The 22,858-nt window shown below is 56.3% G+C and carries 24 protein-coding genes and 1 pseudogene; 3 read left to right on the forward strand and 22 right to left on the reverse strand.

Annotation, left to right across the window (positions count from 1 at the left end; translation table 11 throughout):
* On the forward strand, positions 1 to 830 hold an 830-nt coding region (locus BMZ79_RS08640), incomplete at its 5' end, for an Hsp33 family molecular chaperone HslO (protein ID WP_090638806.1).
* Positions 831 to 1,111: 281 nt separating this feature from the next.
* On the opposite strand, the gene BMZ79_RS08645 is transcribed toward BMZ79_RS08640, so the two are convergent.
* Positions 1,112 to 1,765 carry a glycosyltransferase gene (locus tag BMZ79_RS08645; protein ID WP_177222064.1) on the reverse strand — a complete coding sequence of 218 codons (654 nt, stop codon included), beginning with the start codon at positions 1,763 to 1,765 and terminating at the stop codon, positions 1,112 to 1,114.
* Positions 1,766 to 2,158: 393 nt separating this feature from the next.
* Complete coding sequence (locus tag BMZ79_RS08650) at positions 2,159 to 2,989, reverse strand: helix-turn-helix transcriptional regulator (RefSeq protein WP_090638810.1); 831 nt, start codon at positions 2,987 to 2,989, stop codon at positions 2,159 to 2,161.
* 116 nt (positions 2,990 to 3,105) lie between these two features.
* Here BMZ79_RS08650 and BMZ79_RS08655 point away from each other — a divergent pair, with 116 nt between their 5' ends.
* Positions 3,106 to 3,948 carry an NAD-dependent epimerase/dehydratase family protein gene (locus BMZ79_RS08655; protein WP_090638812.1) on the forward strand — a complete coding sequence of 281 codons (843 nt, stop codon included), beginning with the start codon at positions 3,106 to 3,108 and terminating at the stop codon, positions 3,946 to 3,948.
* A 106-nt stretch (positions 3,949 to 4,054) separates the two neighbouring features.
* Here BMZ79_RS08655 and BMZ79_RS08660 read toward each other — a convergent pair whose 3' ends face one another.
* The 15 genes from BMZ79_RS08660 to trxB all read right to left on the reverse strand — a co-directional run bounded on the left by BMZ79_RS08660 (position 4,055) and on the right by trxB (position 16,611).
* Entirely contained in the window at positions 4,055 to 4,333 is a 279-nt protein-coding gene (locus BMZ79_RS08660) for a hypothetical protein (RefSeq protein WP_090638815.1), read from the reverse strand.
* Positions 4,334 to 4,441: 108 nt separating this feature from the next.
* On the reverse strand, positions 4,442 to 5,611 hold the full coding sequence (locus tag BMZ79_RS08665; protein WP_177222065.1) for an acyltransferase family protein: 1,170 nt from the start codon (positions 5,609 to 5,611) through the stop codon (positions 4,442 to 4,444).
* A 285-nt stretch (positions 5,612 to 5,896) separates the two neighbouring features.
* Positions 5,897 to 6,346, reverse strand: coding sequence for a GNAT family N-acetyltransferase (locus tag BMZ79_RS08670; protein WP_256252616.1), 450 nt, complete (start codon positions 6,344 to 6,346; stop codon positions 5,897 to 5,899).
* Positions 6,347 to 6,632: 286 nt separating this feature from the next.
* On the reverse strand, positions 6,633 to 7,133 hold the full coding sequence (locus BMZ79_RS08675; protein WP_177222066.1) for an SRPBCC family protein: 501 nt from the start codon (positions 7,131 to 7,133) through the stop codon (positions 6,633 to 6,635).
* Positions 7,134 to 7,162: 29 nt separating this feature from the next.
* Complete coding sequence (locus tag BMZ79_RS08680) at positions 7,163 to 7,477, reverse strand: ArsR/SmtB family transcription factor (RefSeq protein ID WP_090640068.1); 315 nt, start codon at positions 7,475 to 7,477, stop codon at positions 7,163 to 7,165.
* Between the two features lie 22 nt (positions 7,478 to 7,499).
* Positions 7,500 to 7,835 carry a DUF1801 domain-containing protein gene (locus tag BMZ79_RS08685; protein ID WP_090638822.1) on the reverse strand — a complete coding sequence of 112 codons (336 nt, stop codon included), beginning with the start codon at positions 7,833 to 7,835 and terminating at the stop codon, positions 7,500 to 7,502.
* A 169-nt stretch (positions 7,836 to 8,004) separates the two neighbouring features.
* Positions 8,005 to 9,018 carry a zinc-binding alcohol dehydrogenase family protein gene (locus BMZ79_RS08690; RefSeq protein ID WP_090638824.1) on the reverse strand — a complete coding sequence of 338 codons (1,014 nt, stop codon included), beginning with the start codon at positions 9,016 to 9,018 and terminating at the stop codon, positions 8,005 to 8,007.
* 17 nt (positions 9,019 to 9,035) lie between these two features.
* Positions 9,036 to 9,959: a DMT family transporter gene (locus BMZ79_RS08695; RefSeq protein ID WP_090638826.1), complete on the reverse strand. Its 924-nt coding sequence runs from the start codon at positions 9,957 to 9,959 to the stop codon at positions 9,036 to 9,038.
* 216 nt (positions 9,960 to 10,175) lie between these two features.
* Positions 10,176 to 10,391: a hypothetical protein gene (locus tag BMZ79_RS08700; RefSeq protein ID WP_090638828.1), complete on the reverse strand. Its 216-nt coding sequence runs from the start codon at positions 10,389 to 10,391 to the stop codon at positions 10,176 to 10,178.
* 51 nt (positions 10,392 to 10,442) lie between these two features.
* Positions 10,443 to 11,381, reverse strand: coding sequence for a GH25 family lysozyme (locus BMZ79_RS08705; protein WP_090638831.1), 939 nt, complete (start codon positions 11,379 to 11,381; stop codon positions 10,443 to 10,445).
* A gap of 46 nt (positions 11,382 to 11,427) precedes the next feature.
* Positions 11,428 to 12,990: a carbohydrate-binding protein gene (locus tag BMZ79_RS08710; RefSeq protein ID WP_256252617.1), complete on the reverse strand. Its 1,563-nt coding sequence runs from the start codon at positions 12,988 to 12,990 to the stop codon at positions 11,428 to 11,430.
* A 48-nt stretch (positions 12,991 to 13,038) separates the two neighbouring features.
* A complete protein-coding gene (locus tag BMZ79_RS08715) occupies positions 13,039 to 14,088 on the reverse strand; it encodes a glycoside hydrolase family 19 protein (RefSeq protein WP_090638835.1) in 1,050 nt (349 codons plus the stop codon).
* Between the two features lie 343 nt (positions 14,089 to 14,431).
* On the reverse strand, positions 14,432 to 14,890 hold the full coding sequence (locus BMZ79_RS08720) for a MarR family winged helix-turn-helix transcriptional regulator (protein ID WP_090638837.1): 459 nt from the start codon (positions 14,888 to 14,890) through the stop codon (positions 14,432 to 14,434).
* A gap of 212 nt (positions 14,891 to 15,102) precedes the next feature.
* Positions 15,103 to 15,624 carry a thiol peroxidase gene (gene tpx / locus BMZ79_RS08725; protein WP_090638839.1) on the reverse strand — a complete coding sequence of 174 codons (522 nt, stop codon included), beginning with the start codon at positions 15,622 to 15,624 and terminating at the stop codon, positions 15,103 to 15,105.
* A 60-nt stretch (positions 15,625 to 15,684) separates the two neighbouring features.
* Positions 15,685 to 16,611: a thioredoxin-disulfide reductase gene (gene trxB, locus BMZ79_RS08730; RefSeq protein ID WP_090638841.1), complete on the reverse strand. Its 927-nt coding sequence runs from the start codon at positions 16,609 to 16,611 to the stop codon at positions 15,685 to 15,687.
* A 377-nt stretch (positions 16,612 to 16,988) separates the two neighbouring features.
* Here trxB and BMZ79_RS08735 point away from each other — a divergent pair, with 377 nt between their 5' ends.
* A complete protein-coding gene (locus BMZ79_RS08735; protein ID WP_256252618.1) occupies positions 16,989 to 17,939 on the forward strand; it encodes an alpha/beta fold hydrolase in 951 nt (316 codons plus the stop codon).
* 86 nt (positions 17,940 to 18,025) lie between these two features.
* On the opposite strand, the gene BMZ79_RS08740 is transcribed toward BMZ79_RS08735, so the two are convergent.
* The 5 genes and pseudogenes from BMZ79_RS08740 to BMZ79_RS08760 all read right to left on the reverse strand — a co-directional run bounded on the left by BMZ79_RS08740 (position 18,026) and on the right by BMZ79_RS08760 (position 22,845).
* A complete protein-coding gene (locus BMZ79_RS08740) occupies positions 18,026 to 18,793 on the reverse strand; it encodes an ABC transporter permease (protein ID WP_090638844.1) in 768 nt (255 codons plus the stop codon).
* Positions 18,794 to 19,564 (reverse strand): ABC transporter ATP-binding protein, encoded by a 771-nt coding sequence (locus BMZ79_RS08745; protein WP_090640073.1) that lies wholly within the window; start codon positions 19,562 to 19,564, stop codon positions 18,794 to 18,796.
* A 31-nt stretch (positions 19,565 to 19,595) separates the two neighbouring features.
* A pseudogene (locus BMZ79_RS08750) lies at positions 19,596 to 20,237 on the reverse strand (pentapeptide repeat-containing protein); the annotation flags it as partial.
* Positions 20,238 to 20,635: 398 nt separating this feature from the next.
* The gene (locus BMZ79_RS08755) at positions 20,636 to 21,694 is read right to left on the reverse strand and encodes a copper amine oxidase N-terminal domain-containing protein (RefSeq protein WP_256252619.1); all 1,059 of its coding nucleotides are present in this window, start codon (positions 21,692 to 21,694) and stop codon (positions 20,636 to 20,638) included.
* Positions 21,586 to 22,845, reverse strand: coding sequence for an MFS transporter (locus tag BMZ79_RS08760; protein WP_256252620.1), 1,260 nt, complete (start codon positions 22,843 to 22,845; stop codon positions 21,586 to 21,588). Before BMZ79_RS08760 ends, BMZ79_RS08755 begins: the two co-directional genes overlap by 109 nt.
* Positions 22,846 to 22,858 lie beyond the last annotated feature (13 nt).

The raw sequence follows: 22,858 nt of genomic DNA on the forward strand, positions 1-22,858 counted from the left end.
AATGGAATATCATGTACGAAGAAAATTATTTAATAAAAGCACTAGCCTATCATAGTCAAGCTCGAGTTCTTTTTGTTGAAAATACGGAGCTCGTAAGGGCAGCATGCAGTCAGCGTACGATGCCCCCGATGCTGAGAATCGCATTGGGTAGGACTGTCTCCGCTGCGAGCCTGCTTACTGGAGTTTTGAAGGACAATCAACGAATTAGTTTGAAAATAAAAACCAGCCACCGTGATTACAAAATCTTCGCGGATGCCGATGCTTGGGGCAATGTGAGGGGCTACATCAGCGATGAATTATTAAACGCATCTCCGGAGTATCTGCACCATAACTCAATTGAACAATTGATAGGCTCTAGAGGATGTATTCAAATTACCAAGGATATCGGCATGCATGGCACGTTTACCGGTATCACAGACATGCCTTACGGAAACATCGTCGACGACCTATCGTATTATTTTCAGCAGAGCGAACAAACACCCACCTTTTTTTCTTTACTTATCGAAATGGATCAATCGAAAGACATCGTTCGAAGCCGCGGCGTCATGGCTCAATTGCTTCCGGGGGCACCGCTCGAGCTAATCGATCGTATCAAGAACGATTTGTTTTTCTCAAATTTTAAATACATGCAAGCTGTGGGCAAGGAACCCGTTCGATTGTTTTGCGGCTGCTCCAAGGAAATGTTGATTCCAATGCTGCGCGCTTTGGAGAAGGATGAGCTGACTGATGCCTACGCAGCAGGCCGCTCAATCGAAATCTTCTGCAATATATGCGGGAAGGCATATCATTTTCAACCGGATGAAATTGCAAGTATATCCGAAAAAAAGTAATAATATCGGGTGCTTATCTGGCTCTTTAACTTCTCAATTCTCTAAGACATTCCTACTATCCTGCCAGTTAGTTGAACGAAAAAATGAAGCAGCTGCCGTCGGCAAACTGCTCCAAGATGGGTTCAACTATCGTGTCCCGTTAGCGTAAGCATCATTTTCTGAAATTCATGATTACCTACGCTGTAATAAAAGAGATTTGAAGAGAAGCATGAAATGCCATGAACTGGAATAAGCGCAACCCATTATCCCATATTTTTATTTTCCCTACAATTCAAACTCGTTTAAAATTTACCCGGAAACTGTTTGACAATGCCTTCTGTAAAGGCGTCCGCCATATGAATGATTTGCGTTTCATATTTGTCGTAAGCCTCAATATCGCCTTTCCAGTCATTTTTAATTCTGGCGACGATTTGATCCGTCAACAATTGCAGATGAGTGTATAACATTTCTTGTAAATCCTTAAATTTCCAGTTCGGATTCGCACCGCTCAGAAACTCGGCAATATCGTCGGCGTTTCTGTGCCAATCCGCGTCCAGTTTTTTCATATCCGCTTGATTGCCCGCTTTGGCGGCCGCTACGATTTTGCCTGCGAGCAGGATATGTTCCCTTAACAGTTCAGCCAGCTTATTGCCGGCTTCTTCTCCATAATAGGGCTTGAAAGCATTTCCAATGTCCTGTTGATTTTGCAGCAATCTTGCCAGGATTTCTTTTTGATCCGGGAGATTTGCCAACGCGCTGATAACGTATTTCTTCGTCCAAATCGCATGATCGATCCACAGCTTCCGTAAATCACCTTGCAGCTGTACCATTTTGGGACTTAAACAAGCCGAATCCGTCTTCTCGCCTACATGCGCTTTAACCGATGCTCCCGCCGGCATCATGCTAAAAACGAGCAGCAACATTAACAGCAACGCCGGCATCCATTTGTTTCTCACATTCATCTTCTCCTCTGTACGTTTGAAATTAAACAGGCTGTTTTATTTTGGTTTTTTAAACCATTTTTATACAGAGGAAATGAGTTTTTCGTTATGAGGCCGGCTGCCGTCGTGTCATGATTGAGCTATTAAGGTGTCCCCATTAGCTTTAGCTTTGATTCTTTCAACTAACCTCTGAGATTCAAGTATAATTTCTTTGGCCAATATTTTATTTACTCCCTTCTAAATCAATTCTCATCTTCTAGAAAGTTGATTAAAGTGTGTTTCAAATCATGAAGTATTGATTGAGCTATCGTGTCCCGCTAGCGTAAACGGTTAGTTATATACCGTTCACCGCGTTGCCCGTAACGGCAAGTTTTAAGGTCATTCATTGCGGAATGGCCCTGACTTTTTTTACAATCTGCTATCAATTAGACTTCGCAAACGCGCAGCCGTATCCGTGGAAGCTGTATAAATCATGATCTTCAGGTCCGGATTGGTCGGCGGCTGCAAGGTCACATGTTCGAACTCCATCTCTCCGATACGAGGATCGTAGCTCCGTTTACGGCGATCCGCTGCGACCTGAACGTCATGCAGCGGCCAGATCTCGCGAAACAGCCGACTGGTCTGCTTAAATTCATCAATAAGCTCCTGAAACTTTGCATCATTCGGGAAGCGTGCGTAATCCGCACGAAAGTGTGCAATCAAGACGCGTGCCTTAACTTCCCAATCCTTTATTTTCGATCCTAGCTCGGCGTCCGTCAAAAGATGTCTCATCCAATGGGGTCTCTGCCGCATGTTATTCGAAAACACCGGTAATCGGAAAACGAGCTCGGCCGCATGGTTCCATAGCAATAAATCCCAATATCGTCCGATGATGAACGCCGGATGCGGTTCCAAAGCCCTTATCGTCCGTTCCAAACCTGCAGTTAATTGCTGGCTCTCTGCCGTTTCCCTTTGAACCGGTCTTGCGAGAAGATGGAGATGGCGACGTTCATCCTCCGTCATTCGCAGCGCTTTGGCTATATTATTAAGTACGTCATCCGATGGATTAACGCTTCGGCCTTGTTCCAGAGAGGTATACCATGATGTTCCGATGTGAGCAAGCTGTGCTACTTCATCCCTTCGAAGGCCCGCGGTCCGTCGCCGTCCATAGGATACCAACCCTACCTCTTCCGGAGTTAGACGTTCTCGACGTGAACGCAAAAATTCACCCAACGACCTCCTAGAGTAGTCCTCTTCCATATAGAACCCCTCCTATCCTGACACTTCCAATCGTACGATAAACGCAGGAAGGAAGCCGCTTGCACGTTTTATTATACTGCTCGTGTAGCAGCTAATAAAACGCAGGAGGAATGAAAATGAACGTTTTTGTAACGGGAGCCACCGGTAAAGTAGGAAGCCGATTTGTTCCGCGTCTCTTGCAGCGCGGTCATCATGTTAAACTGTTGGTTAGGGACGCTGCCAAGGCGGATTGGCTTTACCGGCAAGGGGCTGAAGTCATTGAAGGCGATCTTTTGCAGCCGGACAATTATATTGACGTACTCAGGGGTACTGATGTTATCGTTCACTTGGCGGCACAGTTCCGAGGAGTAGACGAGAACACCACTAGAACGGCAAACTTCGATGGAAGCCTAGCATTAGCTCGTGCTGCATTAGAAACGGATGTGCCAAGGTTTGTTTTTTCCAGTACCAATAACGTGTACGGTTCGGTGGTCCGTTCGAGACCTAACCGCGAAGATGACGAGTTGAGGCCCGCCCATGCTTATCCTCAAAGCAAAGTTGAGGCCGAAGAGGCGCTGCTGCGGCTTCATCGTGAACAGGGATTGGGAGTGCGCATCGTACGGTTTCCATTTGTTTATGGCGAGCGCGATTCTCACATCACCGAAGCTCTGCCGATATTCCGCAATTGGAATCCAGCTAAACGAATTCACATGGCACACCATGCGGACATAAGCCAGGCTCTGATGCTCACGGCATTCACGCCGGGTATTGATGGCCGAATCTACAATGTTGCCGACGATGCGCCGATCTCCGTTGCGGAGCTATTTCAACTTCATAATAGCGAAATCTCATCAGAAGCCCTACAAAAAGATTATGATCCTTGGGACATGATCGTCGATACGACGCGCATAAGAGATGAATTGCATTATCGACCGATTTACCCGTCTTTCTATTCGGCAAGAGATGCAGGTACTTTGTAATATGTAAAGACATGACCCTCGAATATTTTCGAAGGGTTATGTTTTTTCGCAGGAACTTGCCGTTATTCGTGATAAGGTTCTCCGCACCCTATAGACCCATCCCCGATTACGAAGCGAGAGTGTTCTTTCTAATAAAGAAGTGATGAAAAATACCGAAGACACGGATTTCCTTATCTTCCGAGATATTGGTCTCGGCGGTCATATAAAAAGGCAGCGTACGAACATGCTCTGAAATCGAATGCACACAGGGGTCATGAAAGTTAGCGCAAACTCCGTGAACGCGATATAAGTAGGCATGATAATCCTCATCCGACGGCTTCGTTATAGCCATGGCAACGCATAAAAAAAGCACGGCCCAAAACGCGCATCGTTTCTTCTTGATCACGAATTCCCCCTTCTACGGCTAAGAAATAGAAAAGGCAACCGAGCACGACTAGCCGGTTGCCTTGCTAGGAACGAATTTCCTCTGTGGCGATGAAATTATTTTCAACGATCACCTTTTTGCCGTCAGCTCGCCCGGGGAGTTCGGACGGATCGTTCTGCCGCCCGCAAGGTAACGCCCAAGACGTATGGACGGCAGCTCGACGTACCGATAAGACAGCGCGGCGAGCGCCAGGCTGAGGCCAACGGTGCCCAGCAACAACCAATACGGCGAGATATAGTAGTGCTCATAATCGTCCGGATAGAGGAGAGAGGATGGATTGGTGAACAAGTTCATCAACGCGAGCAATACGACAAGGTGTACGAGATATAGGCTGTACGAGACACGCCCGACAAACGCGATCGGCCGCCAAGTAAGGACGCTCTTAAACCGGATCGACGCTAATGCCGCGATGATGCAGAAGCCCGAGGCGAGCATGGTAAACCAGTCCGACACGAGGTTCCCGAGCAGTCCCCCGTGGTCCCAACCCAGATTGTTTCCCCAGGTATAGACGAGGAAGGCAAGAATACCGAGCACTAGCCGGGTGACGATCCGAAGGCGGTTGAACGCCTCCACCAGGCGATGGCGGTGCTTCGCCACAATGGCGCCCGTGACAAACATGAAGACGTAATGCGCCGTATCGTAATAATTCGTGAAGAAGTCAATCCTGTCTTGATAGCGCACATGCAGGAGAATCCCGCCGATCGACAGCACGAAGCCGAGCAAGAAGCCCCAAATCCAGTTCGCCCGCATGACGAACCAGACGATGAACGGAAATAGAAGCGCGATGCGCATCTCCATGACCAGCGACCAGACGACGGGATTGAAATACTGCTGATGAAATTGATCGATCATGACGACATGCTGTACAATCGGAATCCAGCCGATCGGCCTGGACCAAAGATCGTTAATCGGAACCCGATAGCAGAGAAGACGCAGTGCGAGCCCCAATGCCAGCGAGACGATATACGGCACGTACAGCCGGCTCAGACGCCGAAGCATGAAGTTGCCGTAACCGCGCGATTTCCCCTCGGCGAACGGCAAGGACAACACGAATCCGCTGAGAAGAAAGAAGAAAATCACGGCCTGATGGCCGGCCAGCAAGAGCTGCAGCGGCGTATGGTACAGCCATGGCAAAGCAGCCATAATGCCCAGCAGTGAAGCGGAATGATAAAGCACGACGCTCATGGAAGCGATTCCGCGAAGAGAGTCTAATTCGCCTAGACGCCCCTGTTCAGCCATCCGATGTTTCCCCCTCATTACGTTTAGGAAGTTCGCTAACCTTCATTCCAAACCAATAGAGCCTGGCAGGTCTATGATGAGTATTCCTTACGCTTCTTTCAGGTTCATCCACCGATGAAGAGGATCATGAACGCTACGCTTAACATTCGATGCAGGCACGCCAGTTCCTCTAAGAACGGTCTCCCGGCAATGAAATAAAAGCCAGCCGGTCGTTGAAGTCCGGCTGGCTTGGCGTTCGATTGACCTGCCGTTCCCGCTCGATGGAGACTGACAGGCACGAATCACTCATTCAGACCGATTACGCGCGACATCGAGGCGCATCCGAAGCACCGGTCCGCCCTGCGAGCCGGCCGCGCCGATGACGACGAACCCCGCCGATTCGTAAAAGGCCTTCGCCGCGTGATTGGCGGTATTCTCGATACGCAACCCGCGGCGCGCGATGTCGGCGATCAGCGCGCTGGCAACGCCCTGTCGCATCCAGTCAGGATCGGTGAACAGATCCTCGAGTTCGAGGAAGTCGTCGACCGGACGCGCCGATGCGAAGCCGACGACCCGTCCGTCAACGACGGCTACCCGCGCGAACGGCAGCATCGCGGCGTCCCACGCGAGCCACTCGGGATGGGCGGCGATTAGGTCGTGGTCGGCTTGGTTGGTCAGGGACGCCCGTCGATAGATATCGCGTATCGTGTCGACGTCGCCTTCGTCCGCGCTCCGAATGACGATGCCGGACGTCACGATTCGCGATGCCGGCACGCCATCGTCAAATCGACATATCCATTCTCCTTCTCGCTTCAAGTTGGCGATTCGATCTCGGATTAACCCGGCGAACGGACTCTCGCCTTCTCCATCGGCTAAGGTTTTCTCCAATGCTTTCCTTCGATTGAGATGACGAATCGCTTCAGCTCGGCCATATTCATGGTCCTTCAGCTCCCTTGTCCGGCTAACCCTGCCCGTTAAAACAGAGGCAGCCGACCGTTGCCGATCGACTGCCTGCGTGTTTTTGATAGGTTACCGATCCCCGCTATTGCTGGCTTGCCAGGTAATTTCCGAGCTGCTCGAAGGTTCCCTCGAAGCCTTGTGCAACCATGTTCGCCATGGCCTCGAAGGCGGCTTGTTCTTCGGCGGTCGCATTCAGCGGGCCGCCTTGGAGCGTCAGCAGCGTCGTGCCGTTGCGCTCTTCGAGCATCAGGATGTTCAGAATCTCGAGCGGCCAGTTCGGATTGAACGGTGCGCGGACGGTGTTCCCCGCCTCATCGGAGAACGACTGGACCCAGACCAGTTTCTCCGGCGCCTGCACGTCTTGGTACACGAATTTGCCCCACATGGCAAACTGCCCGTCCGCGGACTTCTGCAAGCCGAGGAACATGCCGCCGGGACGCACGTCCATCCGGGCGACTTCCAGCGAAGCCCCCTTCGGTCCCCACCAGTTCGCGAAATGCTCGGGCTCGGTCCAGACGCGGTATACGAGCTCGCGCGGGGCATGGAATTCACGTTGCAAGAGCAGTCCTTGCTGAGTACTCATCAATATTCCTCCTTCGAATAAAAGAATTGTCACGTTCGGTCCATACGACGTAAATATTCGGATAGATGCTCGAATCGGCCTTCCCACATGTCGCGAAACGACTCCAGCCACGCGTTCATTTCCATCAGCGGCTCCGGACGCACCCGGAAGCGATGCCGGTTTGCCTCCGGGACGACCTCGACAAGCCCCGCCTCGCGCAGGATGCGCAAATGCTTGGACGCCTGAGGCTGACGAAGCTGAAGCCGGTCCGCGATTTCGCCGACCGTCAGCGATTCTTCGCGCAGCAGCTCGACCATCTTCAATCGGCTGGGATCCGCCAGCGCCTTCAGCGTTGCCGTATTCATCGTTCCCACCCGACGAGTGCCCTTACAGCGTGCCGGAGGCTTGCTTCAGCAGCTCGGACAGCGCGGCGAGATCCGGCGTGCCGCCTTCCTTCAGTTTGATCCATTTGCGTTCGGCCGGCCCGTCGAATCCCTTCGGAAAGTCGATGCCGGCCGCATTCATGATCATAAAGGCCACCGCATCCTTGGAAGGCGAAATGACGGCTGCATAATGGCCGTTCTTCAAAAAATGGGGCTTCTTGTACTGGATGCGCTCCTCGGCTTCCGGAATCGTCTCATGAACCATGTTCCGCAGGACCTCGGCCAACTCCGCTTGCCATTTGGGCAGATTGAGCATGTAATCCGCAACCTCTTGATTCATCCTTCCAATCCCTCCATGAACTCGTATTTTCTATTGGAGTATACCGTTACGGGAATATTCCCGTCAAGGAATATTCTAAAATTAACGAAAAGACAGCAAAACGAAAACCGGCCTCCATAGGAAGCCGGCTTCTCCGCGTACTTATTAAGGCCCGTACGGCGTCTCTCGGTTATAGTTCCACCATCGCTTTGATGACGTTCGTTTCCGGCCGGAGCCAGCTGTCGAAGCGAGCGATCATCTCGTCGAACGGCGCACGATGCGAAATATAGCCACCCACATCGATGGCACCGCTTTTGACGACGTCAAGGACGTGAAGAAAATCTTCCTTCGTCGCATTGCGGCTGGCCAACAGCGTCAGCTCGCGCTTATGGAAATCGGGATCGCTGAAGGCGATGTCTCCCTTCACGAGACCGACGTACACAAGCTTGCCGCCATGCGCGGCGTAATCGAAGGCGCCGGCCATGGACCCGGCGTTGCCGGTGGCGTCGAACACGACCGTCGGCAGGTCGCCCGCGTTCAAGCCTTCCAGCCGGGCCTTGGGATCGCGAAGCGCATGCACCGTATGATCGACCTTGGCCCATCGCTGGCAGAACGCGAGCCGTTCCTCGTTCATATCCATGGCGATGACGCGCGCGCCGCGCTGCTTGGCCATCGCCATGACGCCGAGGCCGATCGGCCCCGCGCCGATGACGAGCGCCGTCTCGCCGGGCTTCAGCTCGGAACGCCGCACCGCGTGCGCGCCGATGCTTAACGGTTCGATGACCGCCGCCTGATCGAGCGTTAGGTCATTCGCCGAAATCAGGTGCGTGACCGGAACCGACATCCGCTCCCGCATGCCGCCGTCGGTATGGACGCCGAGCACGCGCATCTGCGTGCAGCAATTCGTCTTCCCGTTCCGGCAGGCGATGCAGGCGCCGCAATGCAGGTAGGGGATGACGCTGACCCGGTCGCCTTCGCGAAGTCCGGCTTCATTGTCGCCGATGCGTTCGATGATGCCGGACAGCTCGTGCCCCAGAATGCGCGGATACGTGAAGTAAGGCTGGTTTCCCTTGAACGCGTGCAGGTCCGTGCCGCAAATGCCGATCCGTTTAATCCGGACGACGGCTTCTCCCGGCTCGAACGCCGGCTCCTCCAGTTCGATCCACTTAAACTGTTCGATTTGCTCGCATACGATGGCTTTCATGCATTCGCTCCTCTCGGTCAGTCGAACAACCGCTTCTCTTTATTCTTGAACAAATGGCCTGCTTTCTGAATCGGAACGCTGAAAACGATGAGGACTGCCGCAAGACAGTCGGTGACCGTCAGCTTCTCGCCCACGAATACCACGATGAACACGAGCGTGACGAACGGCGTAAAAAAGGTGAAGCTTGCGATCAACGAAGCCGGGGAATATTTCAAAGCGCGAAAATACAAGAAGAAACCCAGTACGATATTGCTCATGCCCAGCCACAGCACGCCATAAAAGTCTGCCGGACGCGGAAGGATGAAGCGAGAGGACGCGAACGTTGCGCCAATCGACATGACGAGCGCGACCAAGGTGATCATGAACGCGCTGACCGGCATATCCTTCCGATTCTTCTTAATGAGGTTCGTAAACAGCCCCCAGCTTACGGCCGCCAAAACCGCGAAGAGATCCCCTTTGACGTTCGTAAAATGCAGATTGGCCGGATTGCCCTTGGTGATCAGAAGCATCGTGCCGGCAAACCCCATGGCGATGGCAACCAGCTTGTACCGATTCATCTTCTCCCGATGGATAGGGATCGCGAAGAGCACGATGAAGATCGGAAATAAATAATTCAGCATCGATGCCTCGACCGCCGGGACGACCTCCAGGGACTTCAGATAAAAGAAGTCATAGAGAAAGGACAACGCCCCGCACGAGAGCAGCAAGACGAACTCGGACCGCGTCCATGAGGCTATCGCACGCAGCCGCCCTTTGAACAACAAGATCGCCAAGAAGGCCAAGGCTCCCAATCCGTACATATAAAACATGACCTGATAGCTGTCCAAATGATGCAAGAGCAGCTTGCTGACGGCCGCTAACGAGCCCCACATCAAGAGTAACGCCGGCATCAAAACAAAGGGGTTCCGCGATGCTTCCAATGGCTTGCCCTGCCTGTCCATGATGATCGATCCGACTCCCTCGCGCTAACGTCATGTTTAGTTTACCGTATAGGCGGGGGTTCAGACTACAATTATTGTCGGCGGTTTCCGAGTCGCCGGGCGCTTCCCCTTCCAAATGAACCGCGGCAATATGCCACAATCAAAAAAAGAGCCGCGATGAACGCGGCTCTAAGCGGTGCGATTCGGGTTATCCGGCATCGGACGACGGGAGGCCGCCTACTTGGCCGGTTCCGCCTGATTCGGCAGGACCTGGGCCTGCTTCGGCGCCTTGTGGTTCATGATAATGCCGACGATGCTGACGACCGCGGCAATGCCGTTGACCAAATCGTTGATATCCTTGTCGGGGATCGAAATCCCGTAAGGCTGGGCGATCAGCTTCAGCGCGCCGAGCACGGCCGGAATCAGCGTCAGCCACTTCACGTTCGTATTCACGTTCTTCCCCTCCGCATGGTAAACTTTCGAAGCCGCGCTCGAACTTCGAGTTTAGCCGTAATAATGGACCTTCTTCGTCGCCTCGTCGTAGGACACCCGTCCGCCCAGCAGCTCCGCGGCCGAACGGACGCCGATATAGGCCTTGCCGCCGATCAGCTTGAACGCGCGGATCGCGCGGCCGCCCACGTACGGGACCGATTCCTTCTCGTTCCAAGCCACCTGCAGGCCGAGCGCGTCGCCGAGGTGCTGAAGCGGCGCGTACGCATGCCCGTCGAGGATGCGGCCGTAGCCCGCGAGCTTGTCGTTGACCACGATTTTGATCGCGTCCTCATCGGCATCGGCATCGGAGGGCCGGGCACTCGGCGAGCCGCCATAGGCGCGGAAGAAGGACTGCTCCATCGCATTGACGTCGACGTTCCCTTGAATCCCGTTCACGGAGCCTTCGCTCGTATATTGAAAGACAACCCACTGCGCCCAGGTCGGGTTCGCCATCGGGGTATCCGCGTCGTAGTGGGCGACCCACAAGGGCCACTTGCCGAGCGCTTGGCCCAGATTCGACCGCGCGAAGCTGGCGCCGGTATAGACCATGACCGGATGCCCGGCGAGCCGTTCGACCTCTTGCAGCCAGTCGGCGCACCAGGCGGTCAGCTTCTCCGCCCCGATCTTCCTTGCCTCGCCTTCCACGTCGAGCGCATGCGGGAAGTCCGCCTTCCTGCCTTCGACCGCGCTCGCGAAGTTGGCCGCTTCCTCCTTGGGAGCGTTCAGCTCGGGATGGGCATAGTGGTAGAAGCCGACCTTAAGGCCGGCCGCGGCCGCGCCCGCAGCGTTGGCCGCGAACCCCTTGTCTCTGCCCGAACCGCCCTCCGACGCCTTGACGAACGCCCCCGCGACGCCGTCCTCCTTGACGGCGGCCCAATCGATCGCGCCGCGGTCGCTCTGATGGTGCGACACGTCGATGACCCTCACATTGCTTGCCGATTTTGATTGCATCGTGTACCAGCACGTCCTTTGCGTCTCGTCTTGCGCGAGGAGGCGTTTATTTGCTCACGAGCTCGAAGCTGTCGAAAGCGGCCCAGCTGCCGCCTTTGGCGTCGCTGAAGACGCCGACCTCGATTTGTCCGTTCGTGACCGGAATGTCGTCGATCGTGAACGTTGTGTAAGCCGTCACCGGACTTGTCCCGATGTCCGCCCCCAGCTCGGCGCCGCCGTAATTCTTGACATACAGCTTCAGCGCGCGCTGGCCGCCGCCGGAGCGTACCCGCACGCTCGCCTTGTACAGCCCGTTCGGCACGTTGACCGTCTGCGCCGTAATCTGCTGATAATCGCCCGCCGCCCAATGCGTGAGCTTGAAGCTGCCCTGGTCCGGCTGATCCCGATCGACCTTATGGGCAAGCTCGCGGTTATGCCACTCGAACCAGCCCGTCAAATCGCCCGTATCGAAGCCCGCGTTCTTCAGCAGATTCGGGCTTTCGGCTTTCGCGAAGCCGATCCAATTGAGGTTAAAGCCCGCTCCGCTCGCAAAGACGCGCAAGGTAATCGGGCCGGCACCGAGCGTCGCTTCCGCCGGGACCGTCTGCCAATTCTGCCAGCCGCCCGTATTCGGAACCGCCGTCGTCGCGAGCACCGTCTCGCCCGCTTTCAACTGAATCCGGCCGGTCGCTGCTGGGCTCGCTACCCGGTACTGCACCGTATAGCGGCCTGCAGCGGGAACGTGAAGCTTGTACTCCATCCAATCGCCGGCATCGATATACCCGACGTTCTGGCCGCCGCCGGCATCGGTCGTGCTTTCCAGCTGCACGCCGTTCATCGCGCTGAAGGTCTCGGCTTCGATTCGGGCGGGAATCGTCACGGGCGCCGGCGCCGCATTCGCGTCGCGTTCGTACGCGCGGACGTAATCGACGAGCATCGTCTGCGGGAAGACGGTCGCGTTATCCGGATCGCCGTCGAAATTGCCGCCGACGGCCACGTTCAGCAGGAAATGGAACCGCTTGTTGAACGGCGCCGGGCTGCCGCCGCCCGAGCTGTACCATTCCGAAGACTTGCGCGTCTGGTACAGGTTCCCGTCCACGTACCACCGGATTTCATTCGGCTCCCACTCCACGGCATACACGTGGTAGCCCGCGTCCGGCAGCGCGTAGCTCGAGCCGATATACTTCCACGGATTGCCGAAGTGGATCGTGCCGTGCACCTTGAGCGGATCGGAGCCGCGCTGTTCCATGATGTCGATCTCGCCGCTGACCGGCCAAGCGCCGTATTCCCAATCCGTCGGCAGCATCCAGATGGCGGGCCACAGGCCTTTCCCGGCGGGAAGCTTGGCGCGGGCCTCGAATCTGCCGTACGTCCAGTCGCCCTTCTTATTGGAGACCAGCCGGGCCGAAGAATAGGGCATGCCGTTCGTGTTTTCTTTGATCGCCTTGATCACCAAGTGACCCGAGCCGTCCACATACGCGTTGTTCGTGCTGTCCGTGTAATACTGCTTCTCGTTGTTCCCCCATCCGCTGCCGCCGATGTCGTAGCCCCATTTGGCGGGATCGGGGGCGGTACCGCTCGCGCCTTCGAATTCGTCGCTCCATACGAGGCGCCAATTGCCCGTGCTCATCGTCATCTCTCCTCTTCTTCGTGGGTATGCCGTCTTCGATCGGGTCGATTAGCAGGAAAGGTTGTTGCCCGGCGCGACGCCCAGAATCGAACAGATGCGCTTATACTGATCGACCCGGCTTTGGACCGGCCCCCCGCCTCCGCGGTTGCATTCGAGCGCGCCGTTGATCGTGCGGATCGTCTCGCCGAATCCGCGCGACTTCGTCATGGCATCGTGGCAGGTCATCGACCCCGCGCCGGTTTGCGTGTTCCAGAACCAAAGCGCCGTCTTCCAGGCGACCGAGGAATCCTGGGCGACCAAGTCCGGATTCTTCAGAAGCGGCAGCCCCAGCGCCTCGCCCGCCGCGCCGTAGTTGTAGTTCCAGCTGATTTGCAGCGGTCCCCGGCCGTAGTATTGCTTGCCCGGCTCGACGGGATAGCGGGTGTTGCCGTAGTCCGAATAATGCGGGTAATTCGCGGTATTCGCCTCGTTAATATAGTACAAACCGCCCGTCTCGTGATAGACGTTGGCCAGAAACGCCGCCGCTTCCTGCTTGCGCATCGCGTCGTCGCCCGTGTTCGCGAAGCCGGGATAGGCGCCGAGCGCCGCGGTAAATCCGGCATACGTGTAGAACGATTGACGGGACGGGTAGATCTGATTGAACTGCTGCTCCGACACGATGAACCCGCCGCCGTCGCTCGGGTGCGAGGGCTGGGATGCCTCCGTGCCCGCCTGCGCGATCGTGAATTCCTCCCATCCGGCCGCAGCCGTCCGGTTCGCGTACAGCACGCCGCCCTTGTTCAAATCCGCGGATACGTACAGCTGATTGGCCACGGCTTGCAGCGCGATCTTGCCGTTGCCCCGGTCGATCTTCCTGAACTTCTCCCAGTCTTGGATGACCGACGCGCGCGCGATCAGCTTCGTCTCTTGGTTAAGATCCGCCGTCACGTATTTGTTATTGGCGATCGAGAGGAACGATACCGTTCCGTCGGCGTTATTGACCACGTTGAACGTTTCCCACGCTTGCGCGGCTTGCCGGTTGGCGACGAGCGGGCTCGCGCCTTGGTTTTCCGCCGATACAAACGTATTATTCGCGGATGATTTAATCGTAGCTGCCATGATAATTCCTCCGAATGTTTAATTAATTTTTTAAAGTAACTAATATTAACTATGATAATAATTCTACTTTTTTACAATGCGCCGATTATCCTGAAAATAAATTACATATTTATATGCAATTTATTTTTTTATTTCTTAATTTTGAACAACTTGAAGCGACCTCGTACGATTTCATCAAGATGCAATCGCTTACTATGGCAATCAGCCCTATGCGCCCGCTTGAGTCCCGGATCGCGATCTAAGCATGGAGTCCTAGAAGCCTTAGAAGCCTTAGAAGCCTTAGAAGCGTGCCTTTACGGAACATAAAAAGAGACGCCGGAGAATCTCCCGCGTCTCGTTAAACTTATTTTTCCGCCGATCTTTCGTTCACCTTATGGAGCAGCTTCCGGATCGCCCCGTTCAGCACGCCGATCTCCGCCTCGGTCATCCCGCTCGCTTCGAGCAGCGACATCGGCACGCACGTCGATTGTTCTTTCAGCGAGATCCCTTTGTCGGTAATCCGGATATGCAGGACCCGCTCGTCTTCCTTCGAGCGCTCCCGCCGGATAAGTCCCGCGGCTTCCATGCGTTTCAGCATCGGAGTCAGCGTGCCGGAATCCAAGACCAATTGTTCGCTGATCTCCTTGACCGACATCGTCTCGTGCTCCCATAAGGCAAGCAGAACCAGGTATTGCGGGTATGTTAAGTCCAAATCGTCCAGCAGCGGCCGGTACATTCGGAAGATCGCGCGCGAGCAAGCATACAACGAAAAACACAAATGAGCATCCAACGGTATATGAGGTCCCTGGTTATCGTCTTTCATCGCTCATCCCTCCCCTAACGTGAACGGCCGCATGTCCATCGCCCTTCATCTTACAATTCCTTATCCAAAAACACAATGCATCGCGAAGCCGGAAGCCGGAAATCGGGCAAGAAACAAAGATAAAGCCCCTTGATCGAATCGGATCAAGGGGTTTCCGTCTCCTTCGCGTCCCGTTCGGTCCCGCTCCGGAGACGGAGACGGACCGCGATCGCTTACTCCGCGAGCCCGCGCAGGGCCGCAAGCGCGGCGTCGTAATTCGGATGCTCCGACAGCTCGCCCACATATTCGACGTAGCGGACGGTATCGTCGGCGTCGACGATGAAGATCGCCCGTTGGTCCAGCTGCAGTTCTTTGATCAGCACGCCGTAAGCCTCGCCGAAGGCACGATGTTTGTAATCCGACAAGGTGACGACGCGGTCGATGCCGGCGGTCGCGCAAAACCGGCTCTGCGCGAACGGCAGGTCGACCGAGATCGTCAAGACGACCACGCCGTCGCCCAGCTTCGACGCCTCTTGATTGAAGCGTCGCGTTTGCGCGTCGCATACGTCGGTATCCAGCGAAGGCACGACGGAAATGAGCTTGATCCGGCCCGCGTAATCGGAGAGGCTTGCTTCGGTCATAAGGTCTTTGTTGACGGTGAAGGCGGGCGCCTTGTCCCCGACTTTCAATTCCGGACCTACCAGCGTGATCGGTTGTCCGCCTACCGTTGCTTTACCCGTACGTTCTTGTGCCATGAGAAATTCCTCCGTTAGTTGATTTGGTTTGGGGTGACGCGTGAATGCAAACTACTGCTGTTACTGCTGTTCGAACAAGAAGCTTTCGCAATCCAACGCCGCTTTGCAGCCGCTGCCCGCCGACGTGATCGCCTGGCGGTAGATCGGGTCCATGACGTCCCCGCAGGCGAATACGCCGGGCACGTTCGTGCGGGACGTACCCGGAACGACGTCCACGTAGCCTTGCTCGTCGGTGCGTATCTGCCCGCCCAAGAACCCGGTGTTCGGACGATGGCCGATCGCAAGGAAGATCCCGTCGGCCTCCAGCACCTCGTCCTCTCCCGTCGCGTTGTTGCGCACTTTGAGCGCGGTCACCCCTTTGTCGCCGGACAGTACTTCCAGCGGGGTCGCGTTCAGGCTCCACGCGATCTTCTCGTTCCGGCGCGCGCGGTCCTGCATGATCCGGGAAGCCCGAAGCTCCTCCCTGCGGTGCACGAGGCGGACCTCGGAAGCGAACCGCGTCAGAAACTGCGCTTCCTCCATCGCGGTGTCGCCGCCGCCGATGACGATGATCTTCTTGTTGCGGAAGAAGAATCCGTCGCAGGTCGCGCACGTGCTGACGCCTTGGCCGATGTTTTCCGCTTCTCCCGGGATGCCGACCATTTTCGCGGAAGCGCCGGTCGACAGGATGACCGCGTCCGCCGTGATTTCGGCGCCGCCTTCCACGTACAGCGTGAACGGACGCTTCGATACATCCACGCGGGTCACGTAGCCGGTTTGAATGCGCGCGCCGAACCGCTCGGCTTGCTTCCGCATATTCTCCATCAGCTCCGGCCCCGTGATCCCCTCCGGAAATCCGGGGAAGTTCTCGACTTCCGTCGTCGTCGTCAGCTGTCCGCCCGGCTGCGCCCCTTCGATAATGAGCGGGGACAGGTTCGCCCGCGCCAGGTAGATCGCCGCCGTTAATCCCGCCGGACCCGTTCCGATAATAACCGCTTGATGATGCATCCTGAATGCCTCCTCCATTTCATTTGCCCGCTAATCATTTGCCCACAAACTTTATGAACCAATCATATCCTCCGCCTATTAGTTTGTCAACGAATTAATTTTGAACAAACAAATATCGTTCGTGAGCCGGCTTTTTCTGTCGAGCCGATTTTAAACGCCTATATGGAAGAGAGCGTCCGGAGGCCCAACCGCGGCGAAATCCGCGTATTTTAACGCTTCATTAAAGCGATCGGCGCAGCGAAATTCTTAGATTAATTTGTTGACAAACCATTTGTGCACGAATTATTATAGGGATGCGAGCAAGCCAAGACTTACCACGGCAACGAGGGCGAGAACGGGCGGTTCGCGAAACCCGCCATTTTGAGGAGGAATACATGATGAAAAAGGTTACAGGCAAAAAGGTTATGACGCTGTCGCTGGCCCTCGCGCTGATCGGTACGGGAACGGGCATCGGAGCGAGCCTCGCGAAATCGCCGGTCGCGGAAGCGCAGCATTATACGGCCGGCGTCGTGAACACGAGCAGCGGCCACTACATAACGGTCGGCAACAACGTGAAGCTGTACGTCGAGGACGTCGGCGAGGGCAAGCCGGTCGTCTTCATCCACGGCTGGCCGGCCAATCACGAGATGTACGAATATCAGGAGACCGAGCTGCCTAAGCAAGGGATTCGCTTCATCGGCATCGACCTGCGCGGCTTCGGCAAGTCCGACCGCCCTTACGACGGCTACGATATGGACACCTTCGCGGACGACGTCCGCCAGGTCATCGACAAGCTGGCATTGAAGGACGTGACGCTGGCCGGATTCTCGATGGGCGGCACGGTGGCGACCAACTACATGATCCGGCATAAAGGACACGCGGTGTCCAAGCTGATGCTGTTCGGAGCCGCTTCCCCGAGCTGGAGCCAGCGCGACGGCTATCCGTACGGCATCACGCAGAAGGATATCGACAACATCGTGACCAACCTGAAAGCGGACCGTCCGAACATGCTGAAGAGCTTCGGCGACGACTTCTTCTACAAGCAGCCGAGCCCGGCGTTCCGCGCCTGGTTCGATCAGATGGGCCAGTCCTCGGATGCCCGCGCGACGATCGAAAGCATTCAATCGGTCGCGGCGGCGGATCTGCGCGCCGGGCTGAAAACGATCGGCGTGCCGACGCTTATTCTGCACGGCGTGCACGACAAGGCGGTGCCGTTCGCCATCGCGGAGCAGCTGCACAAAGGCATTCGCAACTCGACCCTCGTCCCGTTCCAAAACAGCGGCCACGGCCTCTTCTATGAAGAGAAAGCGAAATTCAACGAGGAAATCGTCAAGTTCGTGAACCCTTAAACGCGATTTACCATAAAAAACCCGCCGGAGCACCCGGCGGGTTTTTCATCGGTCACGTAGACTCCTTTCTCCTGATCACTTGCTCGTTAGACCCGCTTCTTGAACGCCCGCATGGCGAACAGATAGGCCAGCAGCAGAATTCCGATGCACCACGCCAGCGCGAGCCAGATGTCGTTCCCCGCCGGCTGTCCCGCCAACAGCGACCGGATGGCGTTGACGATCGAGGTCACCGGCTGATGTTCGGCGAAGGCGCGGACGACGGTCGGCATCGACTCGGTCGGCACGAACGCCGAGCTGATGAAGGGCAGGAAGATGATCGGGTAGGAGAAGGCGCTCGCGCCGTCGACCGTTTTGGCCGAAAGTCCGGCGATCGCCGCGACCCAGGTTAAGGCCAGCGTAAACAGGGCGAGGATTCCGGCGACGGCCAGCCAAGGCAGCACGCCGGCGGATGAACGAAAACCCATGATCAAGGCGGCGATGATAATGACGACGAGCGAGATGGCGTTGGACGCCAGCGAGGTCAGCACGTGGCCCCAAAGCAAGGAGGAACGCGAGATCGGCATGGTCTGAAACCGCTCCAGTATGCCCCGCTGCACATCGGTGAACAGCCGGTACGACGTATAGGCGACTCCGCTGGCGATCGCCATGAGCAGGATGCCGGGCAGCAGGTAATTCACGTAGTTGTCCGTTCCGGCTTGTATGGCGCCGCCGAACACATAGACGAACAGCAGCATGAACGCGATCGGCATGATCGTCACCGTGATAATGGTGTCCATGCTGCGGAACACATGGCGCATGGAACGTCCCAGCATGACGCCGATATCGGTGAAGAAATGCTTCTTAGCGGCTTCCATTTACTTGCCCTCCTTTTTGCCGACGATGGCGAGGAAGATCTCCTCGAGGGTCGGCTGTTTTTCCACGTATTCCACTTGCGCGGACGGGAACAGCTTCTTCAATTCCGCGAGCGTGCCGTTCGCGATAATCCGGCCTTCGTGCAGGATCGCGATCCGGTCGGCCAGCTGCTCGGCTTCCTCCAGATACTGCGTGGTCAAGAGGACGGTCGTCCCGCCGTTCGCGAGCTCCTTGACGATCTTCCATACCTCGATGCGCGCCTCGGGATCGAGTCCCGTCGTCGGCTCGTCGAGGAAGATGATCGGCGGATTGCCGACCAGGCTCAAGGCGATGTCGAGCCGGCGGCGCATGCCGCCCGAATACGTGGACACCCGGCGGTCGGCTGCTTCCGTCAGGCCGAATCGTTTTAATACGTCGTCGGCCACCTGGCGCGGGTTCTTGAGATACCGCAGCTTGGCGATCATGACCAGGTTTTCGCGTCCGGTCAAGATTTCGTCCACGGCGGCGAACTGCCCGGTGAGGCTGATCGCCTGCCGCACGCGGTCGGGTTTGGCCGCGACGTCGAATCCATTGACGGCGGCGGTCCCGCCGTCCGGCTTCAGCAGCGTGGCGAGGATTTTGACCACCGTCGTCTTGCCCGCCCCGTTGGAGCCGAGGAGCGCGAAGATGCTCCCCTTCTCCACCTCGAAATCGACGCCCTTCAGCACCTGCAGCTCCTTGTAGGACTTTTGCAATCCTTTGACTTGGATGCTCTTGGTTTGCACGGTTTGCATGGCTTGCATGGTTTGCATCGGAATCCCTCCCTTATAGAATCGTGACGTTCGTCAATTCGGCTCCCATGCCCTTGAGCAGCGCATAGGTGAGTTTATCCATCGTCGCGCCGTCGAAGCGGATGGTTTTGATCATCCGGTAGTACTTGTTCGTGAGCGCGAACCCCGGCTTGAACGATACGTTGTTCAAGGTGGCGCCCTTGAACGAAGTTCCGGTTAAGGCCGCGTTGTCGAACTTCGCGCCGATAAACGTCTGGCCGTCGAAACGCTGACCGCTCAGATCGGCGTGCTTGAAATCCGCCCCGTCGAACACGCACGCTTCGAACGCCGTCTTCCGAAGATCGGTCATCGCTAATGTCGCGTCGGTCAGCCGTACGCCCGTGAATCGGGCGCCGTCCAGTACCGACTTGCTGAAATTGGTACGGACCAGGATCGTTTTGCGGAAGCTGGCATTCGCCAGATCCAGCGTGGACAGGACGCAGTCCGTCAGGTTCGCGCCGTCGAAATTCGCGCCGCGGACGTCGCTGCTCTTGAACGAGCTGCCGGTCAGATCCGCGCCCGAGAAGTCGGAGCCGCGCAGCGCGCTGCCTTTGAACTGTCCCTTATGCGCCGTCACGCCGGCAAAGTCGCTTTCCGCCAGGTTGCTTGCGTTGAAGTTCGTCAGGACGTTCCGTTCCGTTTTCGCGTTTTTCATCTTAAATCGCTCCTCTAAAATTTAATTTTGCAACACGCGTTTCTCATTCTTCCAATTGCGTTGGCTGCGGGCTCCGGCAGGGCGGATGCGAGGTTGTTCTCGCTCGTATCGATCACCTTCATATCTGCATAATAAGCCATACTACTGTGACTGTCAAGGTACTTTTTTTATTATAATACTCAATCGATGATAATCCGTTCCTCCCCCACAAAAAAAAACCGCGCGGCGCGCGGTTCTCGGCAGCTTTCTTCGCTTTCAACGTCAAACGGCAGCCGATTCGCGATCGGCTGCCGTTTGGTTGTTTCGTGTCCCGTATGTTTGGCGAATCGTGGATGGACGCGCTGCCTACGCTATTCCGTTGCCATATCGATGGCCGACGCTCATTCTTTCGTCGCCTCCGCCCTTACCTCGTTCGGCAGCGTTAAAGCCAAGGAACCTGATGCTTCTTTGACTTCATCGCCGACGATTCGTTTGACGCCCGTAACCGCGGTCTTCCCATCGGGACCGATTTTCCCGGCCGTTATGTTCGTACTCGTCACCAAGCCGCTGGTTCGGGAAAAGAAAAATTCCCGCTTGATAGCGGGTTTGGTTCCCGCGGCATCCGTCACTTTGCCTTCCAGGAACAGCTGATCCGTATCTTTCTGTCCAACGGGTATGCGCGCCTGCCACGTGACGACGAAAAAGTCGTCCTTCACTTCATAGAACGACACGGTATCATCCGTGATGAGGAAGAAGCGATTCGCTTCGCCGATCGGAAAGAAATACGTCGTTTCAAAGCCTTCCCGTTCGTGCGAGTAAGGGATGGGCTTATTGGCATAATGAGCATTCTTCGGTCCCTTGTCCATCACGAATTGCCGCGCTTTCGCCAGATCTCCCTTATAGAGCGCAGCTTGCTCGCTCGCGGTAAGCGACGAGTCCACGAATGCGGTATCCCCGCTTGCCGCTACCTGGTAGCCATACAACCGCGCAAGGAAGCGCAGCGGAACATATACCCGATTGTGCACGAGCTTCGCGGAAGCATCGAGCGTTACTTTATGGGTCTGATTCGCCTTCACGGAGTACGCGGTATTTTTGCCCGCGATTAACGTCACCGTCTCCGACCATTTGCGAACGGTTGCCGTCTTGGCGGCTTGGTTCCAGGTCGTCGAAGCGCCGAGCGAATCCGCCAGCGCGCGCAGCGGAACCAAGATACGCCCCTTATCCACGACAAGCGGAGCAACTCGTTGAACCGGCTTACCGCCAACGACGATTATCGAAGGGGCAGCCGCATGGGAAGTGGCGGAAGCGGCTAGCAAACCGGCGGCCGCGGCGACGACGACAAGCATTGTCTTCATGATGATTCTCCAACTCCTAACGCCCCGTCTTTGGGAGCCGTGATTCTTCTCCCTCCCGCGATAAGCAAAGGGATGCTCAGCACGAATGCGCCCGCCGTCAGCCACATGGGCAGCGCCGGATCAACCGAATAGGTCGCACCGCCGATAATGCCGGACGGGGAGACGACGAGGAGGACGAGGACGGATAAGATCGCGAACATTTTCGCCCGGCGTTCGTCGTCGATCGCATTCGCAACCGCCGCTTCCAAGTAAGGGGCCGTGATCATCGTCGCCCCGGCGGCTAATACCGTGCTGGCGATGATCCATCCCGCAGCGCCTGCCGGCGTTAAAGCAAGCATGCCGTTGGCGATGGCCGACAGGATGAAGCCCCACAGCATCGTGCGAGGCGTCAGCCGCTCCGATATTCGCGGCATCACGAGCCAGAGCACGAGCAGCATGACGACGGAAGAGACGGCCGGCACGAAAGAGATGAATCCCTCCTCCACGCCAAGCCCGTCCGCCAGATACAAGGAGAGGTAGGTCCCCTTCATGGTCATTTGGAAGTTGAACAGCATGTAGACGCCGAACATGAGCAGCAGGCTTCGGTCCGTTAGCACGGCCCGCATGGTCGCGGCGTAGTCCCGCAGGGTTGCGTTGACGCCCAGCTCGCGCACCTCCCGCCTCTTCCTCAAGCCGATTTCCGTCTCGTGCGTCATGAAGTGCCGTCCCAGGAATTGAACGGTCATGCAGACGAATGCGAGGACATACATCATCCGGCCGCCGGATACGACACCGTAATGGCTGACGATGAGCCCGCCCAGCGGAGCGAAGAGGCCGCCAACGACGCCGATCACCTGCAGCAGCGTAAAGACGTATGTCCGCTCCCTCGGTTCCGTATCCTCCACGAGCAGACAATAGAACGCGGTATGGGGCACGCGCTGAAACCCGTTGATAAACGCGGCGGCAACGAAAAACCAAATGTTCTGCGACACCGCCCACAGCAGCGTTCCGATCGACCAGCTAATCAGGTCGAACGCAAGCAGCGCGGCCTTGCGCCCCATCCGGTCTGTCAGATAGCCGCTGATCAGCGAAGAGAACACCTGCACGGCCAGCGTCAGCGTCGTCACCCATCCGATCTCCGTCCCGCTAAGCCCGAATTCATGCATGTAAATCGTGGCATACGTGGCGAACATGCTATAAGGAATCAAAAACAGCGGTTCAAACGCAAGACAACCTCTGCTGTTGCCTTTCAATCGCGGAAATAATGCCGACGCCAAACGGTTGGCCCCC

It is taken from the genome of Paenibacillus sp. UNC496MF (genome assembly GCF_900113915.1).
Taxonomy (GTDB): Bacteria; Bacillota; Bacilli; order Paenibacillales; family Paenibacillaceae; genus Paenibacillus_Z; species Paenibacillus_Z artemisiicola.